The sequence below is a fragment of the Nocardia sp. NPDC058499 genome (genome assembly GCF_042719915.1).
Lineage (GTDB): Bacteria > Actinomycetota > Actinomycetes > Mycobacteriales > Mycobacteriaceae > Nocardia.
On the sequence record NZ_JBHXMZ010000002.1, the window covers coordinates 511,171 to 529,620 of the forward strand.

Sequence of the window (18,450 nt, forward strand, 5' to 3'; positions counted from 1 at the left end):
ATGTTCCGGACCCACCGATACCGCCATCACCCGACCCCTCTCGCTCGTGCCGTCTTACGTTCAGCTCGTGCCGTACTGCGTTGTCCCGCCGCGTCTCCCCGCGATCCACCGGGTGGCCGTCATTCCTGCGACGACCGCGATCAGGCAGGTCACCACGGTTCCCCCGAGGTATCCGAGCGCCACACCGGTGGCACCCGATTCGAGCAGTGTACGAACCTCGGCGCTGTAACTGGAAAAGGTGGTGAATCCACCGAGTACCCCGACTCCGAGGAACGGACGCAGCAGACGCGGCGGCGCGAACACCTCGGTGACGATCACCATCAGGATGCCGATCGCGAGGCAGCCGAGGGTGTTGGCGAGGAAGGTGGCCCACGGAAAACCGGCGGGCCGGACCGGGATCCGGAGCGTGAGCCAGTAGCGCAGTCCGGCACCGAGCCCACCACCGCAGGCGACGGCCGCCAGGACGGCGGCATCGATCGGTGCGGGCTGCACTGGTTCGCTCATGCTGCGGGACCTCCTGCGTTCCACGGCGACGTGCGCGTGGATCGTGCCCCGCAACGGTATCCGCAGGCGGGAGGGGGTTTACATTCGGCCGGATCGAAACGGTTTGCGTTAATTCGTAGCTTGCTACCATTCCGGATGTGAACCTCGCCACCACTGCGCCCCGGACGCGCCGTCTCCGGGTGGATGCGGCGCGCAATCAACAGCGGATCATCGATGCGGCCCGGGAGCTGTTCGCCGACCGTGGACTGGAGATCACGCTCGACGATGTGGCCGACCGCGCGGGGGTCGGAGTGGGCACCGTGTATCGCCGGTTCGCCAATAAGCGGGAACTGATTTCCGAGGTCTTCGCCGTGCACGTCCGGGAATTCGCGCAAGCCGCACAGGACGCACTCGCGACCGCGGATCCATGGGAGGGTGTCGTACGGCTCTTCGATTACGCGTGCCGGCATATGGCGACCAACCGCGGTTTCAGCGAAGTCATGCTCGAAATGCATGACGACCCCGATCGCCTCGCCCATCCGCGCGAACAGCTCGGGCCGGCGGTGGCGGCCGTAATGGAGCGGGCCCGGAACGCGGGCGTACTGCAGCCGGGGATCGCGGACACCGATCTGTTCGCGTTGATCTATATGGTCGATTCGCTCGCCGAGTTCGCCCGCCCGGTGGATTCCGATATCTGGCGCCGATATATGGCGATCACCCTCAACGGCATTCGCGCCCAGGACATGCCCCCGCAACCGTTGGCGGTGAATGCGCTCAGTCTTGCGGAGGTGGAGCGGGCCAAAGCGGCCAAACCGTGCGTGGCCCGCCGTCGCTGAACGGGTCCCGGTTTTCTCCGTGTCAGGACGTTTACCCGGCAGCCGGAGACGCCATCCCCTAGTGTTGGACATGTGACCAAGTTATGGGTGAACTGGGCCGGCGACCAGCGATGCGCACCGGCCCGGCTGGCCGCGCCGCGCGATCACGCCGAACTGGCCGATGAGCTGGGCCGGGCCGCCGCGGACGGGCACCGGATCCGCGTCGCGGGATCGGGACATTCCTTCACCGACACCTGCCTCACCGACGGTCTGCTACTCGACCTGTCCCGGATGAACCGGGTACTCGAGGTGGATCGCGAGACCGGCCTGGCCAAGGTCCAGGCGGGGATGACCCTCGCCGCGCTCAACGACCGGCTCGACGAGTACGGCCTCGCCTTCCCGAACCTCGGGGATATCGACGCCCAGACCATCGCCGGCGCCACCGCCACCGGCACCCACGGCACCGGCGCCCGGCTACCCAACCTCTCCGCGCAACTGCACGGGGTGGAGCTGATGACCGCCGACGGCAGAACGGTGGAACTGACCGAACAGTCCGGCGCCGAGGCGTGGCGGGCGGCACGGGTGAGCGTGGGCGCTCTGGGCGTGATCACCGCCTTCACCCTGCAACTCGTCCCTTCTTTCGTGCTCGAGGGCGTGGAGCGACCGGTGCCGGTGGCGGAGATCCTGGACGATCTGGACTCCTATGTCGACGGCAACGAACATTTCGAGTTCTATATGTTCGCCCACAGCCCGATCGCGATGACCAAACGCAACAACCGGGTCGACCTGCCGCCCGCACCACGGCACAAGGCGGTCGACTGGTTCGCCGATATCGCCGTATCCAATTACGTCAGCGACGCCCTGTGCCGGCTGGCCCGCCGGCGGCCGGCCATCATCCCGCCACTTCAGCGCGCCGCCGCCTACGCCTTCAGCTACCGGCGTCAGGTGGACCGCTCCTACAGGGTGTTCACCAGTCCGCGGCTGTTCCGGTTCACCGAGATGGAATATGCGATCCCCCGCGAATATTCGGTCGAGGCGATCCGGGAGATCAAGGAAACCGCGCGCCGTTTCGATTCGCCGATGCCCATCGAGGTGCGGTGGGTCGCGGGCGACGACGCCTTCCTCTCCCCCGCCGGCGGCCGCGCAACCTGCTATATCGCGGTGCACCAGTACGAAGGTATGGAACACGAGCCGTTCTTCCGCGCCTGCGAAACGATTTTCGACCGTTACGAGGGCCGCCCGCACTGGGGCAAACGTCACTACCAGACCGCGGAGACACTTCGTGCCCGCTACCCGGACTGGGATCGTTTCGCCGCGGTGCGCCGGCACTACGACCCGGCGGGCCGTTTCGCCAACGATTACCTCGACCGAGTGCTCGGTCCCGTGTAGACCGATTCCGATTCGCCGGACATGCGATGCACGCCCGTCGGCGGTCTCACTGCCCCAGGATCAGGTCGACCAGCCGGGGCAGTGCCTCCCCGATGGGTTCACGCACGACCTCGGTGGCCATCGAATCGTACGGTGTGGGTTCGGCATTCACGATGATCAGCGAAGCACCCGCGGCCACCGCCCGGCCGCACAACGAGGCCGCGGGTTCCACCTGGAGTGATGTGCCGACGGCGAGGAAGATATCCGCCGTCTCGGCCGCCAGCGAGGCCTTGAGCAGTGTGCGGTGGTCCAGCGCCTGGCCGAACATGATCACGGCGGCCTTGAGGATGCCGCCGCATTCCGGGCACGGCGGATCGGGTTCCCCGGCGCCGACCCGGTCCAGCGTCTCGGCCATGGTCGCGGAATATGCGCAATCCACGCATACCACATCGAACATGTTGCCGTGGATCTCGATCACCCGCTGCGAGTTCGAACCGGCGCGCTGGTGCAAGCGGTCGACATTCTGGGTGACGATCGTGAGCGCACGCCCGGCCCGTTCCAACTCCACCAGTGCGAGATGCGCTGGGTTCGGTTCGGCACCCCACGCGGGGTTGTCGCGGCGGGCCTGCCAGGACCGTTCACGCAGGGCGGGGTCGGAAACGTAATTGTCGTAGGTGGACAACAGTTCCGCCACCGGATCTTCGGTCCACACCCCCCGCGGACCACGGAAATCGGGGATCCCGCTGTCGGTGGAAATTCCCGCGCCCGTCAGTACGGCGATACGGCCCGCCCGCTGGTGCCACCGGGTCACCGAAGTGCCCCCGGGACCGGCGTTGTTCCGCGGGGAGGGGCACTCGACCGGGATACGCGCCGGTACTGAATCCGCATATCACCAGCTTAGGCAAGCCGGGCCGTGCTCATCTCCCCGCAGCCTCCCCGAGGCCCGACAGCTACTTTTCAGCAAACGCGAATTGGTGTCCGATCCCCGCGAATCGCCAGGAAACATTCCTCGAGTACGGTTTGGGCGTGTCGGGCATACCCACTCCTTCTGATCAGGGGTTTTCCCGGAAAGATCACGTCAGGAGCACAGCCGATCACCAGCTTTTCCCACTCTGTGTGATGGTTGTCTCGAGATTTGCCACGCGGTATCCAAGTAGAGATTTGTCCGTTACGGTGAAGACAGTTGCCACATCCAACCGAGACGGAGGTCCCGCCATGGCTCGCCACCGCGCACCCCGTACGGCAGAACTGCGGATCCAGCACATCCCGGCCCGGAACTACGGCAATAACGGTTTGATAACCGAGACGGCGGGGTACTCGAAAAACATGACAGCACTGCGTAACCGACCAACCCGGATCGCCGGTATGGAATGGGGCACCGCACTGCTGGCGCTCGCCACCTGCCTCATTTTCAGTACCGGAATCGCCGCCATCACCCAATCGTTTTCCACCGCACTGATTGCCACGGCCAGCATCCTCGTCGGCCTGGGCATCACCCTGCGCATCCTGAGAACCCCTCGCTGATCGCGCCCCGTTCCCGAATACCTGTCCGCAGGACTAGCCTGCGAGCATGGCATCCGGGGACGGGTCCGAGGAAAGTATCGAGGGCAACAGCGGGGGTCCAGGCCCACCGGCCGAACCGGTCGATGCGCCGCACCGCAACCCCGGCACGGACCCTGCAGTAGACCACAGCTGGCTGAACCGCCGCTCCCGCCCGCGCGGCACACATCTGCCGCGGCTTTCCACCGTGCTACTCGTCACCGCGTTTTCCGCCGTTCTGATCCTCTACCTGCTACTGCAACCGGGCTGAGCAGCGGCCGGGAATAATCCGGTTGCCGCGGCGCTTTAAGGTTGTCGTCATGAAGGAGAAGGGGCGCAAGGTCATCGCGACCAACCGCCGGGCACGGCACAACTACACGATCCTGGACACCTACGAGGCCGGGATCGCGTTGGTCGGTACCGAGGTCAAGAGTCTGCGTGAGGGCAAAGCCTCACTGGTGGACGCCTTCGCGACCGTAGACAACGGGGAAGTCTGGCTGCGTGGCCTGCACATCCCGGAGTTCAGTCACGGAACCTGGACCAACCACTCGCCGCGCCGGGTCCGGAAGCTGTTACTGCACAAGCGGGAGATCGAACGCCTCGTCGGCAAATCCCGCGAGGGCAACCAGACACTGGTCCCGCTGTCGATGTATTTCTCCGACGGCAAAGTGAAGGTCGAACTGGCCCTCGCCAAAGGCAAGCAGGACTACGACAAACGGCAGGATCTGGCCCGGCGCACCGCCGAGCGCGAGGTCACCCGCGAACTCGGCCGGCGTATCAAAGGGATGCGCTGACCGGCGCGAACAGCACCGGGAAAACGGGAATGAACGACGGTGCCCGAAGTGTTAATATGACTGGCCCGGCAAAGTGCCGGGACGTACGGGGCTGAACGGTTTCGACTGCGTACGTAGATTCAGGGGAAGCGTGTCGGTGCAGGCAAGAGACCACCGTAAGCGTCGTTGCAACCAATTAAGCGCCGATTCTCATCAGCGCGAGTACGCTCTCGCTGCCTAAGCGATAGCGTCTCTGTCGGCCCGAGGTTCGCCCTCGGCTTCGGTGCCGGCATCAGCTAGAGGGCTCACCGCGCGACTCGGTCGCGGAGTAACGCGGGACATCCAACAGCGACTGGGATCGTCATCCCGGCTTGTTCGCGAGACCGGGAGATCCGAGTAGAGGCTCAGCGAACTGCACACGGAGAAGCCCTGGAGAAGCGGCGGAGGACCCGGGTTCGATTCCCGGCAGCTCCACTTCCGAAGGCCCGGTCCACACGGACCGGGCCTTCGTCGTATCCCGGCCCGGAGCCCCGGCGGCGCGATCGGCGAGGGCGCCGGGTTCCACGCCGCCGCAGTCGGCGGTAGCGTAGGAACCACAGCTCACAGTGGTTGCGATTGGTGAGCCGGTCCGCGAAAGAGGTGGGCGCCATGCCCGATATGCGCGATCCCGGTCCGGAGCACGACGGAGCGAGCTCCGGCTACCGGTTGATGGACGAGGTACTCGATATCGGCGACGAGGACCGCGAAGATCTGGACTACGACCTGGGCGACGACGATCAGGCCGACGAGGTCCGCGAATACGAGCGTTATATCGCCGATCCCCCGAAAGAGCTGGTCATCCGCTATCACGAGAACGACGACACCGGCCGATTGGGAATCGCCGGCGAACTCGACCAGGAATGGACCCGCCGCCGGCATCGCGACGAACTGCGCGCCGAGGACCGGCGCCCCGCAGAGGCAGCGGCCATGGAGATTCACGACGAACCCAGGGATTGACCGGCCGGCTTCCTGTCGTCCGCTCGCGCGGTGGGCGATAGGTTCGATGTCATGAGCGAGTTCGCGGGGTTTCCGATCGCGGGGCCGGACTTCTACGAGGATCTCGAGGCCGATAACTCGAGGACATTCTGGACCGCCAACAAGCACATCTACGAGGAAGCGGTGAAGCGGCCGATGACCGCGCTGATCACCGATCTCGAACCCGGATTCGGTCCTGCCAAAATCTTCCGCCCCTACCGCGACGTGCGGTTCGCCAAGGACAAGTCACCGTACAAGACCCATCAGGGCGCGGTCGTGCACACCGCGCCGGGGGTCGGCTGGTACGTCCAGATCGGCGCACCGGGACTGTTCGTGGCCGGAGGTCTCTACGCCGCCACACCGGAACAGCTGTCCCGCCTGCGCACCACCCTCGACGACGACGTTCGCGGCGCCGAGCTCGAGTCGATCGCCGGCAAGCTCGTAGCGGCCGGCTACACCCTCGGCGGCGGCAAACTGAAGACCCGCCCCAAGGGTTATCCCATCGACCACCCCCGCATCGACCTGCTGCGGCACAAGTCGCTGGTGATGAGCCGTGAGTTCGGGGCCCCCGACTGGTTGGAGACACCGCGGGCCGCGACAGAGATCCGCAAGTCGTGGGAAACGCTGCGCCCCATCGTGGAATGGCTCGGGGCGGTCGTAGGGAACTGAGCCCCAGTCGGTCCAGAGGGCACCCACACAGGCTCTCGGATCCGGCCGTCACGCCGACGAGCCACCACCGGCGGGGCTACTCGTCCGACAACTGCGATGTCGAGACCGTTGAGGAGGGCGGCGAATCCCACTCCTACGGGAAAACGTCGACGCCCGCGGCCCCGGCTGCCTGGGCTCTCCACTGACAGCAAAGGCCTTTCCGTCGGTCGGGTCCGGCGCCGGGTGTTCGGCACGGCTCATCGCGGCACCCGCACACCGGACAGCACGAGAGCCGCTGCCGCCACCGATACCGCCGCGACCACGACAGCGAAGGCCGTGACACCGAGCGCGAATCCGAGGTGATCGCTCAGGGCGCCCAAGCCCAAGATCACGAGGCCGGCGACGGTATAGGCACCGATATTGAGCGCGGCATTGGCCTCGGCCAGCCGGTCCGCCGGGATATCGCCGTTGAGCAGGGAGAGGCCGCCGAGCATGGCGGGACCGTAGGCGAGACCGGCCAATGCGGCGGCCGCTGCGAGGCCGGGTACCGAGGAGGTGCCGACCGCGAATACCAGGGTCGCGACGCAGGCGACGGTGCTGACCGTCGAGATGAGCAGGAGACGTCGCACGCGCAGGCCGCGCAGCGCGAACTGGACGCCGGTGGCGACAGTGAACGTCAGGCAAGCCACGGCTCCGGCGATGATCCGGTTGGTAGTGCCGAGGAGTTCGGACAGCAGTGAGGGCGCGAGCGACAGTGTGAACGCGGTGGTGCTCAGTGCCGGGCCGGCGACCGCTACGCCGATGACCAGGTGCCGGCGGTTCGGGCGGGGCACCCGCGGTAGGCGGACCCAGCCTTGCGCCCGGCTCTCGGCCGGCCGCGGCATCGGCAGTATGGCGACGAGTAGTAGCGCGATCAGCAGGAATACGGTTTCGACCAGGAAAACGGTGACGGTGGGGCCCGGCGCGATTTCCGAGAGGATCCCACCCAGCAAAGGGCCGAGTCCGGTACCGACCGCGATTCCGACAGCACCGGCGAGCGCACCTGTACGAGCGCGCGCCGGACCGGCGAGGTCGGTGACCGCGGCGACTCCCGCGGACACCATGGCACCGCTGGCGACGCCGGTGAGTGTGCGTGCGACGAATAATGCGAGGGTGCTCGGCGCGACGGCGAAGATCAGCGCGGCCACGATCGCCAGTACGAGGGCAGGCACGAGTACCGTTTTGCGACCGAGCCGGTCGGAGACGACACCGGAAACCAGCAGGGCGACCGCCATTCCGGCCATATAGCAGCAGAAGACGGCAGTGAGTGTGCTCTTGCTGAAACCGAATTCGGCTTGCCAGAGCACATAGAGCGGGGTGGCCGCGTTCGCCAGAACGAATACGGCGGCAACGGGCCAGGCGGCGGACCAGATTCGAAGGCTCACCATTCGAGCGCCCGGGGCGTCCACGTCGAGAACTGCGGGTGCGGCCATATCGAACTCCTGCCTCAAGTACGAGTTTTCTCGAACCGATACGAACGAAGTCGAACTGTAGCACCTAGTACGATAATTCTCGTACCGACCGATCGGAGGAGAGCCGTGCCGGACCTCACCGCCACGCCCGAATTCAGCAAGACAGGCGAACCACTGCCCGAGCCCACGCGCGAAGAACTGCGCCTGGAAACCGTCCTGGCCGCCCTGAGCGACCCATTGCGACTCAGCATCGTCCGCGCCTACTACCTGGAATCGGGCGGCATCCCGCAGCCGTGCGGCTGGTTTCCGATCGATCGCCCGAAATCGACCCGGACGCACCACTGGCGGGTACTACGGGAGGCCGGGCTGATCCGGCAGTGGCAGCACGGCTTGGAGCGACGCAACGTGGTGCGCGTGGCCGATCTCGACGACCGCTTTCCCGGCTTGCTGAACCTGGTGGCGAAGTGGGAGCCACCGGACTGACCTCGGGCGGATTTTTCACCGCATTGTCTGTTACTCGTCGTCCTACTAACGTGTATCGTCACAAGTACCGGCGTCCGCGTGACAGCGCACCGGTGCCGGTGACGATCGAGGAGGATCGATGAGGCTGTTCCGCAACCACGCCTCCGAACGGCTGACCGACCCGGGAGAGGTCGCGCTCAACGCCCGTAACGTGCATTTCGAGTGGACCGGCATCCCACTGCACTGGATGAAATCCGATCCGATCGCCTCGCATGTCCTCAACGCCCTCAACCTGCTGCTCCCCGAAGGCGAACGCAGCTTCCTGACGACCTTCGGGGAGGCCCTGCCCTTCGTGCGGGACGAGAAGCTGCGTGCGGACATGCTCGGCTTCATCGGGCAGGAATCGATGCACGCCGAAACCCATGCCGGATCGCACGAGCTGCTGCTCACCGCCAATGGAATCGACCCGCGGCCTTACCTGAAGCAGGCCGAGTACGTGTTCCGCAAGACCATCGGCCCGCGGCGGTCCACCGCCACCCGCGCCGGTCGGCAGCAGCTGGTGGATCGGCTCGCGGTGATCGCCGCGCTGGAACATTTCTTCGCCTTCCTGGGCGATTGGGTGCTCAACAGCGAACTGGAGAAGTTTGATGCCGACCCGCGCATGCTGGATCTGTATCGCTGGCACGGCGCCGAAGAGGTCGAGCACCGCAATGTCGCCCACGATGTAGCCGAGTATTTCGGCGTCGGTTACCTGCGGCGGGGCGCGGTGATGCTGCTGGTCTTCCCGTCGTTCCTGGTGCTGCTGGTGCGCGGGACCAAGTACCTGGTGCACCACGATCCCGACTTGCCCGTTCTCGGATATCCGCGGTTGCTGCAGCAGATTCTGCGATCCATGTGGCGCGGTGCGCTCCCCGGCATCCCGGCCCTGCTGGTCAGCGCGCTGTCGACCTTCAAACCCGGATACAGTCCGGAGTCGGTCGGCTCGACCGCACAGGCCGTCGCGTACCTGGCGCAATCACCGGCGGCCCGGGCGGCTTCGTGACCGGGCCCGTACTACCGCTGCCCGCCGACCTGTACGGGCGGCGCCGGCACGACCGCACCCTGCGCGTCCTCGACGCCGTGGTGAACGCCCGGCTGAACTGGACGGCACTGACCAACCGGCGCGATCTGACACCACGCGCCGACGACCGCCGCATCCCCCTGGTGGTGACCGGACGCCGGGTGGAAGCCTCCGACGAAGACGTGGTGAGCCTGCGCCTGTCCGCACCGGACCGGCGCGGCCTGCCGCGGTGGCGGCCTGGAGCGCACCTCGATATCGAACTACCGTCCGGACGCCTGCGGCAGTATTCGCTCTGCGGCGACCCCACCGCGACCCGCGACTACCGGATCGCGGTCCGCCGTATTCCGGGCGGTGCGGGTTCGAACGAAGTACACGACGCGCTGTCCGTCGGCTCGGCGCTGATGGTTCGGGGGCCGCGCAACGCGTTTCCGTTCGCCGCGCCGGGTCACGGGTCGCCCGCGCGGCGGGTGCGGTTCGTGGCCGGAGGTATCGGGATCACGCCGATCCTGCCGATGATGCGGCTGGCCGAAACCCTCGGCGTCGATTGGTCGATGGTGTACACCGGGCGAGCCCTGGACACGCTGCCGTTCCTGGACGAGGTGCGCCGATTCGGCGACCGCGTGACGATCCGCACCGACGACCGATACGGGCTGCCCACAGCCGCGGAACTTCTCGGCGGAGCAGGCGCCGGAACCGCCGTGTACTGCTGCGGACCCGCCCCCATGATCGCGTCCATGGCCGAGACAGTGCGGACTATGCCCGCGGTAGAACTGCATTCGGAGCGTTTCTCGGCGCCACCGGTCGTGAACGGCGTGCCTTTCCGGATCCAGCTCGGCGCCGGCGGCGAGGTGATCGACGTGCCCGCCGACCGATCCGCACTCGACGTTCTGCTCGAGCACCGTCCCGACCAGCCGTATTCGTGCCGGCAGGGCTTCTGCCGGACCTGCAAGGTACGGGTATCGGCAGGCGTTCCCGACCACCGCGACCGCGTCCTGACCCCCGCCGAACGCGACCACGGCGACCTGCTGCTGTGTGTATCACGCTGTGCAGGCGGACGACTCGTTCTCGACCTCTGACCCCACCCCAGCACCAGGAGATCAGCGTGACGGTATCGATATCGGACTACCCGGCGACCGAACGGACGGTGCACCACCGTGGATTCGACCTCGCCGTCTACGAATACGGCGACCCGGACGCCGAAACCGTCGTCCTGGTCCACGGCTGGCCCGATACCCACCATCTGTGGAACGGCGTGATCCCGCTGCTGGCCCAGCGCTTTCACGTCGTCGCCTACGATACGCGCGGCCACGGCGCCTCCACCCGCACCGCACGGGTCGCCGATTTCCGGCTCGCCGAACTGGCCGCCGATTTCTTCGCGGTCACCGAGGCGGTGAGCCCGGACCGGCCGGTACACGTGCTCGCCCACGATTGGGGGTCGGTACAGGTATGGGAGGCGGTCTGCGAACCGGGAGCAAGCGCCCGGATCGCCTCGTTCACCTCGGTATCCGGCCCCAACCTCGACCATCTGGCCGCCTGGGTGCGGGCCCGGTTGCGCCGGCCGAGCGCACGAAATATCTGGCAGCCGTTCACTCAGCTCCTGTCGTCGGCCTATACCGGGTTCTTCATGACTCCAGGTCTGCCGCGGCTGGCGTTCGGTGCGCTCGCCACCGAACAGCGCTGGCGGCGGTTCATCCAGCTCATGAACAACACCGCGCCGTCGACCATTTTCTTCGGGCCCACCTTGAAACAGGACATGGTCAACGGCCTGCTCATCTATCGGGCCAATATCGTCGCGCATCTGATGAAACCGCGTGAGCGGACCACCGATGTACCGGTCCAGCTGATCGTCGCCGGGCGCGATATCGCGGTCCGGCCGGCCGGATACGACGATTCGGCGCAGTGGGTTTCGCGACTCTGGCGCCGCGATGTTCCGGCCGGGCACTGGATGCCGTTCTCGCATCCCGATCTCCTCGCGACCGCGACCACCGAACTGGTGGACGCGGTGGAGACAGGCGAATTGCCCGCGGGAGAAGCAGTCGCCGCCGGTGAAACGCCCGGTCGAGTTCGACAGCTGCCCGTCACGCGCGAGCCGGCCCGAGAGAACGGCACGCGCTGAGCTGGAACCGGTCGACGCAGTCGGGCAGCTGGAGACGGCGGTCGCGCCCGCATCTCCGGCGGTGCAGGGTCTCGGGAGAACTGGTCCCCGGTGCGGCCGGCCGTGACATCGACACAGGCAGGCTGCCTATCCGCAGCGAAACTCCGGTGCAGCCTTACGTTGCGAACTCGGCGGGCCGCTGGCGGGCCCAGGACGGGGCGGGTGCTCCTGGTCGTGTCACGCCGGCAATCCCGCCGAACCGTCGGCCGGGCCGGCCAGCGCGCGGCCGAAACGCTCGCTCCAGTCGCGGATCTGCGCGATCAGCTCCGGCGGTTCGAGGACCCGGAACTCGGCCTCGAGTGAACCCAGCGCCATAGTGGGCCAGTCCAGTGAATCGGTGGTCATCGAAACCCGGCAGCGGCCGGGCGCTACGGCCTCGACCGTGGCCCAGCGCCCGATCCGTTCCCGGACCGCCTCGGCCGGGGCTTCTACCAGGACTTCGATGCGGTACGGGCGCGAAATCCGGTCGACCCCGGCGCGGACGAACTCCGCGGCGTCGGTGGTGGGCAGTTCACGTGGACGGAAACGGGAACCGTCGCCGACGGGCGCGGTGAGCCGGTCGATCCGGAAACTGCGCCAATCGTGCCGGGTCAGGTCGAAGGCCACCAGATACCAGCGACGCCCCAGGGCGACCAGGCGGTGTGGTTCGACATGGCGCTCACTGTGCCGGCTGTCGGCCGCCGTGTAGGTGAAGCGCAGGCGCTCGCTGTCGCGGCAGGCCAGGGCGACAGTGGTGAGCGCGGCCGGATCCGGTCCCGGATCGGAGCGGCCACCCCAATCGGCCGGAACAGTCATCGCCCGGATCGCCTCGACCCGGCGGCGCAGCCGCGGCGGCATCACCTGCACCACCTTGGCCAGCGCCCGCACCGAGGATTCGGCGACTCCCTCGACCATGCCTTGCATCGCGACCTGCAGGCCGATGACCAGCGCGACCGCCTCGTCGTCGTCGACCATCAGCGGAGGCAGCGCCGCGCCCGCCGCCAGCTGATAGCCACCGTCGACGCCGCGTTGCGCCTCGACCGGGTAGCCGAGGTCGCGCAACCGATCGACATCACGCCGCAAGGTCCGCGGTGATACGCCGAGACGGTCTGCCAGCTCGGTACCCGGCCAGTACTTGTGGGTCTGCAGCAGCGACAGCAGGCGCAGGGTCCGCGTGCTCGTATTCGCCATACCTCGATTGTGGTCGAATTGCGGCCGGTTCCTGACCGCTGGATACGACTAGTTGGTATTACCGTGCATGGAGATACCTGCGATGGTGGTGGCGGTGAGCGACCCGTCCGCGTGCTTGCGGCCCCATATCCACACGGGCGCGCCGATATCGATACCGGCCGGATCGCTCGCGATCAGCACGTAGAGCTTGGTCGAACTGTCGGGGTACACGACCACCTCCGCCCGGGTGATCTCGCTACGCACGGTAAGGACCCCGCCGTCGTTGGCCCGGACCTTGCCGAAGACGAACCCGGCCCCGACCTCCGGCGAGGCGGGCCCGACCGGCTCGGGCTGCGGGGACGCGACGGCGGGGGCCGGCCCGGTGGCGCCCACCTGCGGTGTTGCCGCGACGAAAGTGGTCACCGCCGGCTCCCCGGCCGCATGGGGGTCGGTGACACGACCGACGTAGAAACCACCGACAGCCAGCAGAACCGCGATCCCGAGCACGAGTCCCAGCAGGGCGTGACCACCCCAGTACGCCGGATACCCGCCGCCGGCCCGGTTCGGAGAGCCGACCGGATCCAGTTCCCCTGTCCCGGACGATGCCGTGCGCCCGGCACACCGCGGCTGTTCGTCGAGAGTGGCTTCGGCGGCGGCCGGATTCGAACCGGGTGAGCCGATATCGGTAGCGGACCCGGAGGCTTCGGACTCGCTCCCCCAGCCATCGGCCGAGCGGCGCGCCCCGCCGACTATTCGCGGATCCAAGAGCCCGAACCGCTCGGCAGGCAAGTCGACTCCGCGGCGTGAGCCGGACCACGGAGTGTGCTTGCTGGGCATAGTGCCAGGTTAGGCGGTCTGTTCAGCCCCCTATCGTCACTGACGGGGACAAGTCATCGGATGAAAGCTCCCCGCAGGCAGGACCTCTCGCCGCCCGGTCACTCCACGGCGGTCACCACCTCCAGCACCTGCTCGCCGTAGCGGGCGAGCTTGCTCTCACCCACACCGCTCACCTCACCCAGCGCCGCCAGGCCCCCCGGTTTGCGAGCCGCGATTTCACGCAAGGTCGCGTCGTGGAACACCACATAGGCCGGGACCCCCTGTTCCTTGGCGGTATCGGCACGCCACTGGCGGAGCCTGTCGAACAGGGCGGCATCGCCATCGGTGAGTTCGACCGGCGCCGATTTCGCGGTCTTGGCGCTGCGCGCCGCGCGCGAGGGAGTCGGGCGTTCGGGTTCCCGGCGGAAACGCACCGTGCGGCCGTCGAAGAGCACGCTCTCGCTGGCCTCGGTCAGGGTGAGGACACCGTAATCGCCGTGCACCGCGAGCAAGCCCTGCGCCAGGAGCTGGCGCACGACCCCGCGCCATTCGGTATCGCGCAGATCCGCGCCGACACCGAACACGCTCAGCTCGTGGTGGTCGTACTGCTGGACCTTCTGGTTCTTCTTGCCGAGCAGGATATCGATGAGGTGGCCCGCACCGAAGCTCTGGCCGCGTTCACGTTTCAGGCGCAGAACGGCCGACAGCAGCTTCTGCGCGGCGACGGTGCCGTCCCACGATTCGGGCGGGCTCAGGCAGGTATCGCAGTTCCCGCACGACTGGGCGGGCTGACCGAAATACGCGAGCAGCCGCGCCCGCCGGCATTCGATCGTCTCGCACAGGGCCAGCATCGCGTCGAGGTGCAGTTGCAACTGCCTGCGGTGCGCCGCGTCGCCCTCCGAGGAATCGATCAACCGGCGCTGCTGCACCACATCCTGCAGCCCGTACACCATCCAGGCCGTCGACGGCAGACCGTCGCGGCCGGCGCGGCCGGTCTCCTGGTAGTAGCCTTCCACGGATTTGGGCAGATCGAGATGGGCGACGAAACGGACGTCCGGCTTATCGATACCCATTCCGAACGCGATGGTCGCGACGATGACGAGCCCTTCCTCGCGCAGGAACCGGGCCTGGTTCTCGGCGCGGGTGCGATGATCGAGGCCCGCGTGATACGGCAGTGCGCGGATACCGTTCTCGGTGAGGAATGCCGCGGTCTTTTCCACCGAATTCCGTGATAGGCAGTAGACGATTCCGGCGTCGCCGGGATGCTCGGTGCGCAGGAAATCGAGCAACTGGCGATCGGGCCGGTTCTTCGGTTCGATCCGGTACTGGATATTAGGCCGGTCGAAACTGGCGACGAACCGGCGCGCCCCGCCGAGATCGAGCCGGGTGATGATCTCGTCGCGGGTCTTCTCGGTGGCGGTGGCGGTCAACGCGATCCGGGGGATATCCGGCCAGTGCTGGTGCAGTACCGACAACGCCAGGTAGTCCGGCCGGAAATCGTGACCCCACTGCGAAACACAATGCGCCTCGTCGATCGCGAACAGCGCGATCCGGCCGCGCCCGAGCAACGCCACCGTGGATTCCATCCGCAACCGTTCCGGCGCCAGGTACAGCAGGTCGAGCTCCCCGGCCGCGAACTGCGCCTCGACGGCACGGCGTTCGTCCGGGAACAGGGTGGAATTGAGGAACCCGGCCCGCACGCCCAGCGCGCTCAGCGCATCCACCTGGTCCTGCATGAGCGCGATGAGCGGCGATATCACCACCCCCACGCCGTCGCGGACCAGCGCGGGGATCTGATAGCACAGCGATTTGCCCCCGCCGGTGGGCATGAGCACCAGCGCATCGCCGCCATCGATCACCTGCTCGACGATGGCGTGCTGTTCACCACGGAAACTGTCGTACCCGAAGACCCGGCGTAACACCTCGTGGGCGGCGTCGTCGGAGTGTGCGGGAGCTGCCACTGCGGTGTCTTCGGCGGTATCCACGCGGCCATCCTACGAGCGACGTCGATTCCCGCACCTCGCGAAGAACGGCCCGACGGGCCGGATCGGCCGAGTTGTCCACATGGGGACAACCCAGCCGTACACAGCTCGTCGCACGGTCGCCACGCGAAAACGGGCACCGGACAACCGCGTCGCGTAGGTTCCGGTCCATGATTTCCCCGATCAGTCGGGCCCGGGCCGCACTGTGCGTAATGGCGTTGGCCACTGCGGGCCTGGTCACCACCGCACCTGCAGCGCATGCCCAGATACTGCCGATAGCGTGCGCGGACGGATGGCAGTCGGACACCGTACTCGAGGGCGCCGGCAACCTGGAGAACCTGGATTCCGACGGCGCCGGTGGCTTCTACGTCACCGGCATCCTCGACGGGTACCTGGGCCACGTCTCCGCCGACGGCACATTCGAAAAGCTGGTCACCGGGCTCGATCATCCGGCCGGTGTACGAGTGGCGGAAGGTTCGGTGTATTTCCTCACCGGCGACGGGTTCGCGGAGGCACCCGGCACCCTGCAGCGCTACGACATCGACACGGGCGCGGTGACAGTCCTGCTCACCGGCCTCAACGGCCCCAACGGGTTGCTGTTGCTTCCGGACGGCGATCTGCTGTTCACAACTATCGGTGTACGCGGGGCACCGACCGGCATCTCCCGTTATCGGCCGTCGACCGGTGAGTACACGCCTTCCTGGTCGCCCGTACCGTTGTCCAACGGCCTGGCGCTGGCCCCGGACGGGAAGTCGATCTATACGGGCAATATGTCCCTGAGCCTGTTCCAGGTCCCGCTGGACGCACCCGCGGAGACGTCGGTGATCGCCGGGCTCCCGGATTTCGTCGCCCTGCCCGACGATATGGAAGCCACTCGCGACGGTGACCTCTTCGTCGCCGACCATCTGGCCGGCGCGGTGTACCGGGTGGACCCGGATACCGGGACCGGCTGCTCTGTCATCACCGGGTTGATCAAACGCCCCGACCCGATCCGGATGCCGCCCGACGGTGCGACCTCGGTACGTATAGCCCGCGACGGTGATTCGTGGGCGTTGTATGTCACCAGCATGGACGGCACCCTGCGCCGGCTGCGGCCACCACCCGATGTGGACCTGACTCCCGCCGATGCCACCCGGCGGTGACCGGACATCCGAGAAATTTTCGATGCGCGCGTAATTGAGGTCAAAAAGTGGCCGCTATGGGAAATAACGTGGCAATCGAACACGGAAACAACCCGAAGCAGCCCCTGACGAAAGGCGAAGACCATGGCCGAGACCGCCGCCCTCGACACCACCACCGCGCTGACCGGCGAACGCGCCGATCTACTGGCCGTCCTGAGCAAGACACGCTTTTTCCTGCGATTCACCACCCGCGACCTGACCGACGAGCAGGCGGCGAGCAGTCCGGCAGACAGCGAACTGTGCCTCGGCGGCCTGATCAAACACGTCACCGGTGTGGAACGGGGCTGGGCGGACTTCATCGTGGAGGGCACCGGGGCCATGAAGGACTTCGACGATATGACTGCCGAGGATTTCGCCGCGCGCGATACCGAGTTCCGGCTGCTGCCCGACGAGACACTCGCCGGAGTCCTCGATGCCTACGCCGAAGTGGCGGCCCGGACCGATGCCATGATCGCCACCGCCGACCTCGACCGCGCGTGGCCGCTGCCCAAGGCACCGTGGTTCCAGGAGGATTCGTGGTCGGCCCGCCAGGTGCTGCTGCACATCATCGCCGAGACCGCGCAGCACGCCGGTCACGCCGATATCATTCGCGAAGCCATCGACGGAGCGAAAACCATGGGCTGATGCCGTGATTTCGGCCCGCCCCGGTCCTGGGGCGGGCCTCATTGCACCGGATATCGCGGCGCCGACGCCCGGGATATGGGCGACCGGCCCCGCCTTGCCTCCGGTTCACCGATTCCTGGGCCGGGTCTATCGGGCGAAATAGTCCAGAATCGGCCGATGCAGGCGTCCGTTGGTCGCGACCGCGTCCCCGCCGTGCGGACCGGGCCGGCCGTCGAGGGCGGTGAAGGTGCCACCGGCCTCCCTGACCAGGATGTCCAGCGCGGCCAGATCCCACAGCGACACTTCCGGTTCGGTGGCGATATCCACCGCCCCCTCCGCGACCAGGCAGTAGCTGAGGAAATCGCCGTAGCCGCGCACCCGCCAGACCTCGTCGGTGAGATCGATGAACTTCTCGCGGAGCCCGCGGGCACGCCAACCCGACAGGCTGGAGAACGCGAGGCTGGCCGAATCCAGCTCGGCGACGGCCGAAACCGTGATCGGCCGGGGCGCCCCGGGATGGAAGGTCGACCACGCGCCCTGCCCCGCGGCGGCCCACCAGCGCCGGGCCAGCGCGGGCGCGCTCACCACACCCACCACCGGCACCCCGTCCTCGAGCAACGCGATCAGGGTGGCCCACACGGGCACCCCGCGGACGAAGTTCTTGGTGCCGTCGATCGGATCGATAACCCATTGCCGGCCGGTGAACTCGGCACTGCCACCGAACTCCTCCCCCAGCACCGAATCGTCCGGGCGACCGTGCCGCAGCATCCGGCGGATCGCCTCCTCCACCGCCAGATCGGCGTCGGAGACGGGCGTGAGATCGGGTTTGGCGTCGACCTTCAGGTCCAGCGCACCGAACCGTTCGCGGGTGATCGTGTCCGCCTCGTCGGCCAGGCGCAACGCGAGTTCGAGGTCAGAGGAGTGAGCAGCCACACCGAAACCCTAGCGCGA

Annotated in this window: 20 protein-coding genes and 1 other RNA gene; 14 read left to right on the forward strand and 7 right to left on the reverse strand. The window is 67.2% G+C overall.

Going from position 1 to position 18,450, the window contains the following annotated elements; translation table 11 throughout:
- Window positions 1-60 precede the first annotated feature (60 nt).
- Window positions 61-504 carry a fluoride efflux transporter CrcB gene (gene crcB / locus ACFWPH_RS07515; protein WP_378748762.1) on the reverse strand — a complete coding sequence of 148 codons (444 nt, stop codon included), beginning with the start codon at window positions 502-504 and terminating at the stop codon, window positions 61-63.
- Between the two features lie 137 nt (window positions 505-641).
- On the opposite strand from crcB, the gene ACFWPH_RS07520 reads away from it, so the two are divergent.
- Window positions 642-1,319 carry a TetR/AcrR family transcriptional regulator gene (locus ACFWPH_RS07520; protein WP_378748763.1) on the forward strand — a complete coding sequence of 226 codons (678 nt, stop codon included), beginning with the start codon at window positions 642-644 and terminating at the stop codon, window positions 1,317-1,319.
- A gap of 72 nt (window positions 1,320-1,391) precedes the next feature.
- Window positions 1,392-2,687, forward strand: coding sequence for a D-arabinono-1,4-lactone oxidase (locus ACFWPH_RS07525; protein WP_378748764.1), 1,296 nt, complete (start codon window positions 1,392-1,394; stop codon window positions 2,685-2,687).
- 46 nt (window positions 2,688-2,733) lie between these two features.
- Here the strand turns inward: ACFWPH_RS07525 and ACFWPH_RS07530 are convergent, their stop codons facing one another.
- Window positions 2,734-3,477 carry an NAD-dependent deacetylase gene (locus tag ACFWPH_RS07530; RefSeq protein ID WP_378748765.1) on the reverse strand — a complete coding sequence of 248 codons (744 nt, stop codon included), beginning with the start codon at window positions 3,475-3,477 and terminating at the stop codon, window positions 2,734-2,736.
- 404 nt (window positions 3,478-3,881) lie between these two features.
- Between ACFWPH_RS07530 and ACFWPH_RS07535 the strand changes: the two genes are divergently transcribed.
- From ACFWPH_RS07535 to ACFWPH_RS07560, 6 genes are all read left to right on the forward strand, one after another.
- Window positions 3,882-4,190, forward strand: coding sequence for a hypothetical protein (locus tag ACFWPH_RS07535; protein WP_378748766.1), 309 nt, complete (start codon window positions 3,882-3,884; stop codon window positions 4,188-4,190).
- Window positions 4,191-4,236: 46 nt separating this feature from the next.
- Window positions 4,237-4,476 (forward strand): hypothetical protein, encoded by a 240-nt coding sequence (locus ACFWPH_RS07540; protein WP_378748767.1) that lies wholly within the window; start codon window positions 4,237-4,239, stop codon window positions 4,474-4,476.
- Window positions 4,477-4,525: 49 nt separating this feature from the next.
- Entirely contained in the window at window positions 4,526-4,999 is a 474-nt protein-coding gene (gene smpB / locus ACFWPH_RS07545) for an SsrA-binding protein SmpB (protein WP_062972833.1), read from the forward strand.
- A gap of 87 nt (window positions 5,000-5,086) precedes the next feature.
- Window positions 5,087-5,455, forward strand: a transfer-messenger RNA (tmRNA) gene (gene ssrA / locus ACFWPH_RS07550).
- Between the two features lie 171 nt (window positions 5,456-5,626).
- Window positions 5,627-5,974, forward strand: coding sequence for a hypothetical protein (locus ACFWPH_RS07555; protein WP_378748768.1), 348 nt, complete (start codon window positions 5,627-5,629; stop codon window positions 5,972-5,974).
- A 51-nt stretch (window positions 5,975-6,025) separates the two neighbouring features.
- Complete coding sequence (locus tag ACFWPH_RS07560) at window positions 6,026-6,661, forward strand: DUF2461 domain-containing protein (RefSeq protein ID WP_378748769.1); 636 nt, start codon at window positions 6,026-6,028, stop codon at window positions 6,659-6,661.
- A gap of 236 nt (window positions 6,662-6,897) precedes the next feature.
- Here ACFWPH_RS07560 and ACFWPH_RS07565 read toward each other — a convergent pair whose 3' ends face one another.
- Window positions 6,898-8,112, reverse strand: a complete 1,215-nt coding sequence (locus ACFWPH_RS07565) for an MFS transporter (protein ID WP_378748770.1) — start codon at window positions 8,110-8,112, stop codon at window positions 6,898-6,900.
- A 105-nt stretch (window positions 8,113-8,217) separates the two neighbouring features.
- Between ACFWPH_RS07565 and ACFWPH_RS07570 the strand changes: the two genes are divergently transcribed.
- From ACFWPH_RS07570 to ACFWPH_RS07585, 4 genes are all read left to right on the forward strand, one after another.
- Window positions 8,218-8,574 (forward strand): ArsR/SmtB family transcription factor, encoded by a 357-nt coding sequence (locus ACFWPH_RS07570; protein ID WP_378748771.1) that lies wholly within the window; start codon window positions 8,218-8,220, stop codon window positions 8,572-8,574.
- Between the two features lie 118 nt (window positions 8,575-8,692).
- Window positions 8,693-9,595 (forward strand): metal-dependent hydrolase, encoded by a 903-nt coding sequence (locus ACFWPH_RS07575; protein ID WP_378748772.1) that lies wholly within the window; start codon window positions 8,693-8,695, stop codon window positions 9,593-9,595.
- Window positions 9,592-10,689: a PDR/VanB family oxidoreductase gene (locus ACFWPH_RS07580; RefSeq protein ID WP_378748773.1), complete on the forward strand. Its 1,098-nt coding sequence runs from the start codon at window positions 9,592-9,594 to the stop codon at window positions 10,687-10,689. Before ACFWPH_RS07575 ends, ACFWPH_RS07580 begins: the two co-directional genes overlap by 4 nt.
- A 26-nt stretch (window positions 10,690-10,715) precedes the next feature.
- Window positions 10,716-11,729, forward strand: a complete 1,014-nt coding sequence (locus ACFWPH_RS07585) for an alpha/beta fold hydrolase (protein WP_378748774.1) — start codon at window positions 10,716-10,718, stop codon at window positions 11,727-11,729.
- A gap of 216 nt (window positions 11,730-11,945) precedes the next feature.
- On the opposite strand, the gene ACFWPH_RS07590 is transcribed toward ACFWPH_RS07585, so the two are convergent.
- The 3 genes from ACFWPH_RS07590 to recQ all read right to left on the reverse strand — a co-directional run bounded on the left by ACFWPH_RS07590 (window position 11,946) and on the right by recQ (window position 15,718).
- Entirely contained in the window at window positions 11,946-12,938 is a 993-nt protein-coding gene (locus ACFWPH_RS07590; RefSeq protein ID WP_378748775.1) for a helix-turn-helix transcriptional regulator, read from the reverse strand.
- A 48-nt stretch (window positions 12,939-12,986) separates the two neighbouring features.
- The gene (locus ACFWPH_RS07595) at window positions 12,987-13,754 is read right to left on the reverse strand and encodes a hypothetical protein (protein ID WP_378748776.1); all 768 of its coding nucleotides are present in this window, start codon (window positions 13,752-13,754) and stop codon (window positions 12,987-12,989) included.
- A 98-nt stretch (window positions 13,755-13,852) separates the two neighbouring features.
- Window positions 13,853-15,718: a DNA helicase RecQ gene (gene recQ / locus ACFWPH_RS07600; RefSeq protein WP_378748777.1), complete on the reverse strand. Its 1,866-nt coding sequence runs from the start codon at window positions 15,716-15,718 to the stop codon at window positions 13,853-13,855.
- 167 nt (window positions 15,719-15,885) lie between these two features.
- On the opposite strand from recQ, the gene ACFWPH_RS07605 reads away from it, so the two are divergent.
- Window positions 15,886-16,857: an SMP-30/gluconolactonase/LRE family protein gene (locus ACFWPH_RS07605; RefSeq protein WP_378748778.1), complete on the forward strand. Its 972-nt coding sequence runs from the start codon at window positions 15,886-15,888 to the stop codon at window positions 16,855-16,857.
- A gap of 123 nt (window positions 16,858-16,980) precedes the next feature.
- The gene (locus ACFWPH_RS07610; protein WP_378748779.1) at window positions 16,981-17,520 is read left to right on the forward strand and encodes a DinB family protein; all 540 of its coding nucleotides are present in this window, start codon (window positions 16,981-16,983) and stop codon (window positions 17,518-17,520) included.
- A 126-nt stretch (window positions 17,521-17,646) separates the two neighbouring features.
- On the opposite strand, the gene hisN is transcribed toward ACFWPH_RS07610, so the two are convergent.
- Window positions 17,647-18,432, reverse strand: a complete 786-nt coding sequence (hisN, locus tag ACFWPH_RS07615) for a histidinol-phosphatase (RefSeq protein ID WP_378748780.1) — start codon at window positions 18,430-18,432, stop codon at window positions 17,647-17,649.
- Window positions 18,433-18,450 lie beyond the last annotated feature (18 nt).

Bases quoted from the DNA above. Each gene is read 5' to 3' on its own strand.
- ACFWPH_RS07595 (WP_378748776.1), bottom strand. From the start codon at position 13,754: ATGCCCAGCAAGCACACTCCGTGGTCCGGCTCACGCCGCGGAGTCGAC.
- ACFWPH_RS07560 (WP_378748769.1), top strand. From the start codon at position 6,026: ATGAGCGAGTTCGCGGGGTTTCCGATCGCGGGGCCGGACTTCTACGAG.
- ACFWPH_RS07535 (WP_378748766.1), top strand. From the start codon at position 3,882: ATGGCTCGCCACCGCGCACCCCGTACGGCAGAACTGCGGATCCAGCAC.
- ACFWPH_RS07555 (WP_378748768.1), top strand. From the start codon at position 5,627: ATGCCCGATATGCGCGATCCCGGTCCGGAGCACGACGGAGCGAGCTCC.
- ACFWPH_RS07610 (WP_378748779.1), top strand. From the start codon at position 16,981: ATGGCCGAGACCGCCGCCCTCGACACCACCACCGCGCTGACCGGCGAA.
- smpB (WP_062972833.1), top strand. From the start codon at position 4,526: ATGAAGGAGAAGGGGCGCAAGGTCATCGCGACCAACCGCCGGGCACGG.
- ACFWPH_RS07605 (WP_378748778.1), top strand. From the start codon at position 15,886: ATGATTTCCCCGATCAGTCGGGCCCGGGCCGCACTGTGCGTAATGGCG.
- ACFWPH_RS07565 (WP_378748770.1), bottom strand. From the start codon at position 8,112: ATGGCCGCACCCGCAGTTCTCGACGTGGACGCCCCGGGCGCTCGAATG.
- crcB (WP_378748762.1), bottom strand. From the start codon at position 504: ATGAGCGAACCAGTGCAGCCCGCACCGATCGATGCCGCCGTCCTGGCG.
- ACFWPH_RS07590 (WP_378748775.1), bottom strand. From the start codon at position 12,938: ATGGCGAATACGAGCACGCGGACCCTGCGCCTGCTGTCGCTGCTGCAG.
- ACFWPH_RS07540 (WP_378748767.1), top strand. From the start codon at position 4,237: ATGGCATCCGGGGACGGGTCCGAGGAAAGTATCGAGGGCAACAGCGGG.
- ACFWPH_RS07575 (WP_378748772.1), top strand. From the start codon at position 8,693: ATGAGGCTGTTCCGCAACCACGCCTCCGAACGGCTGACCGACCCGGGA.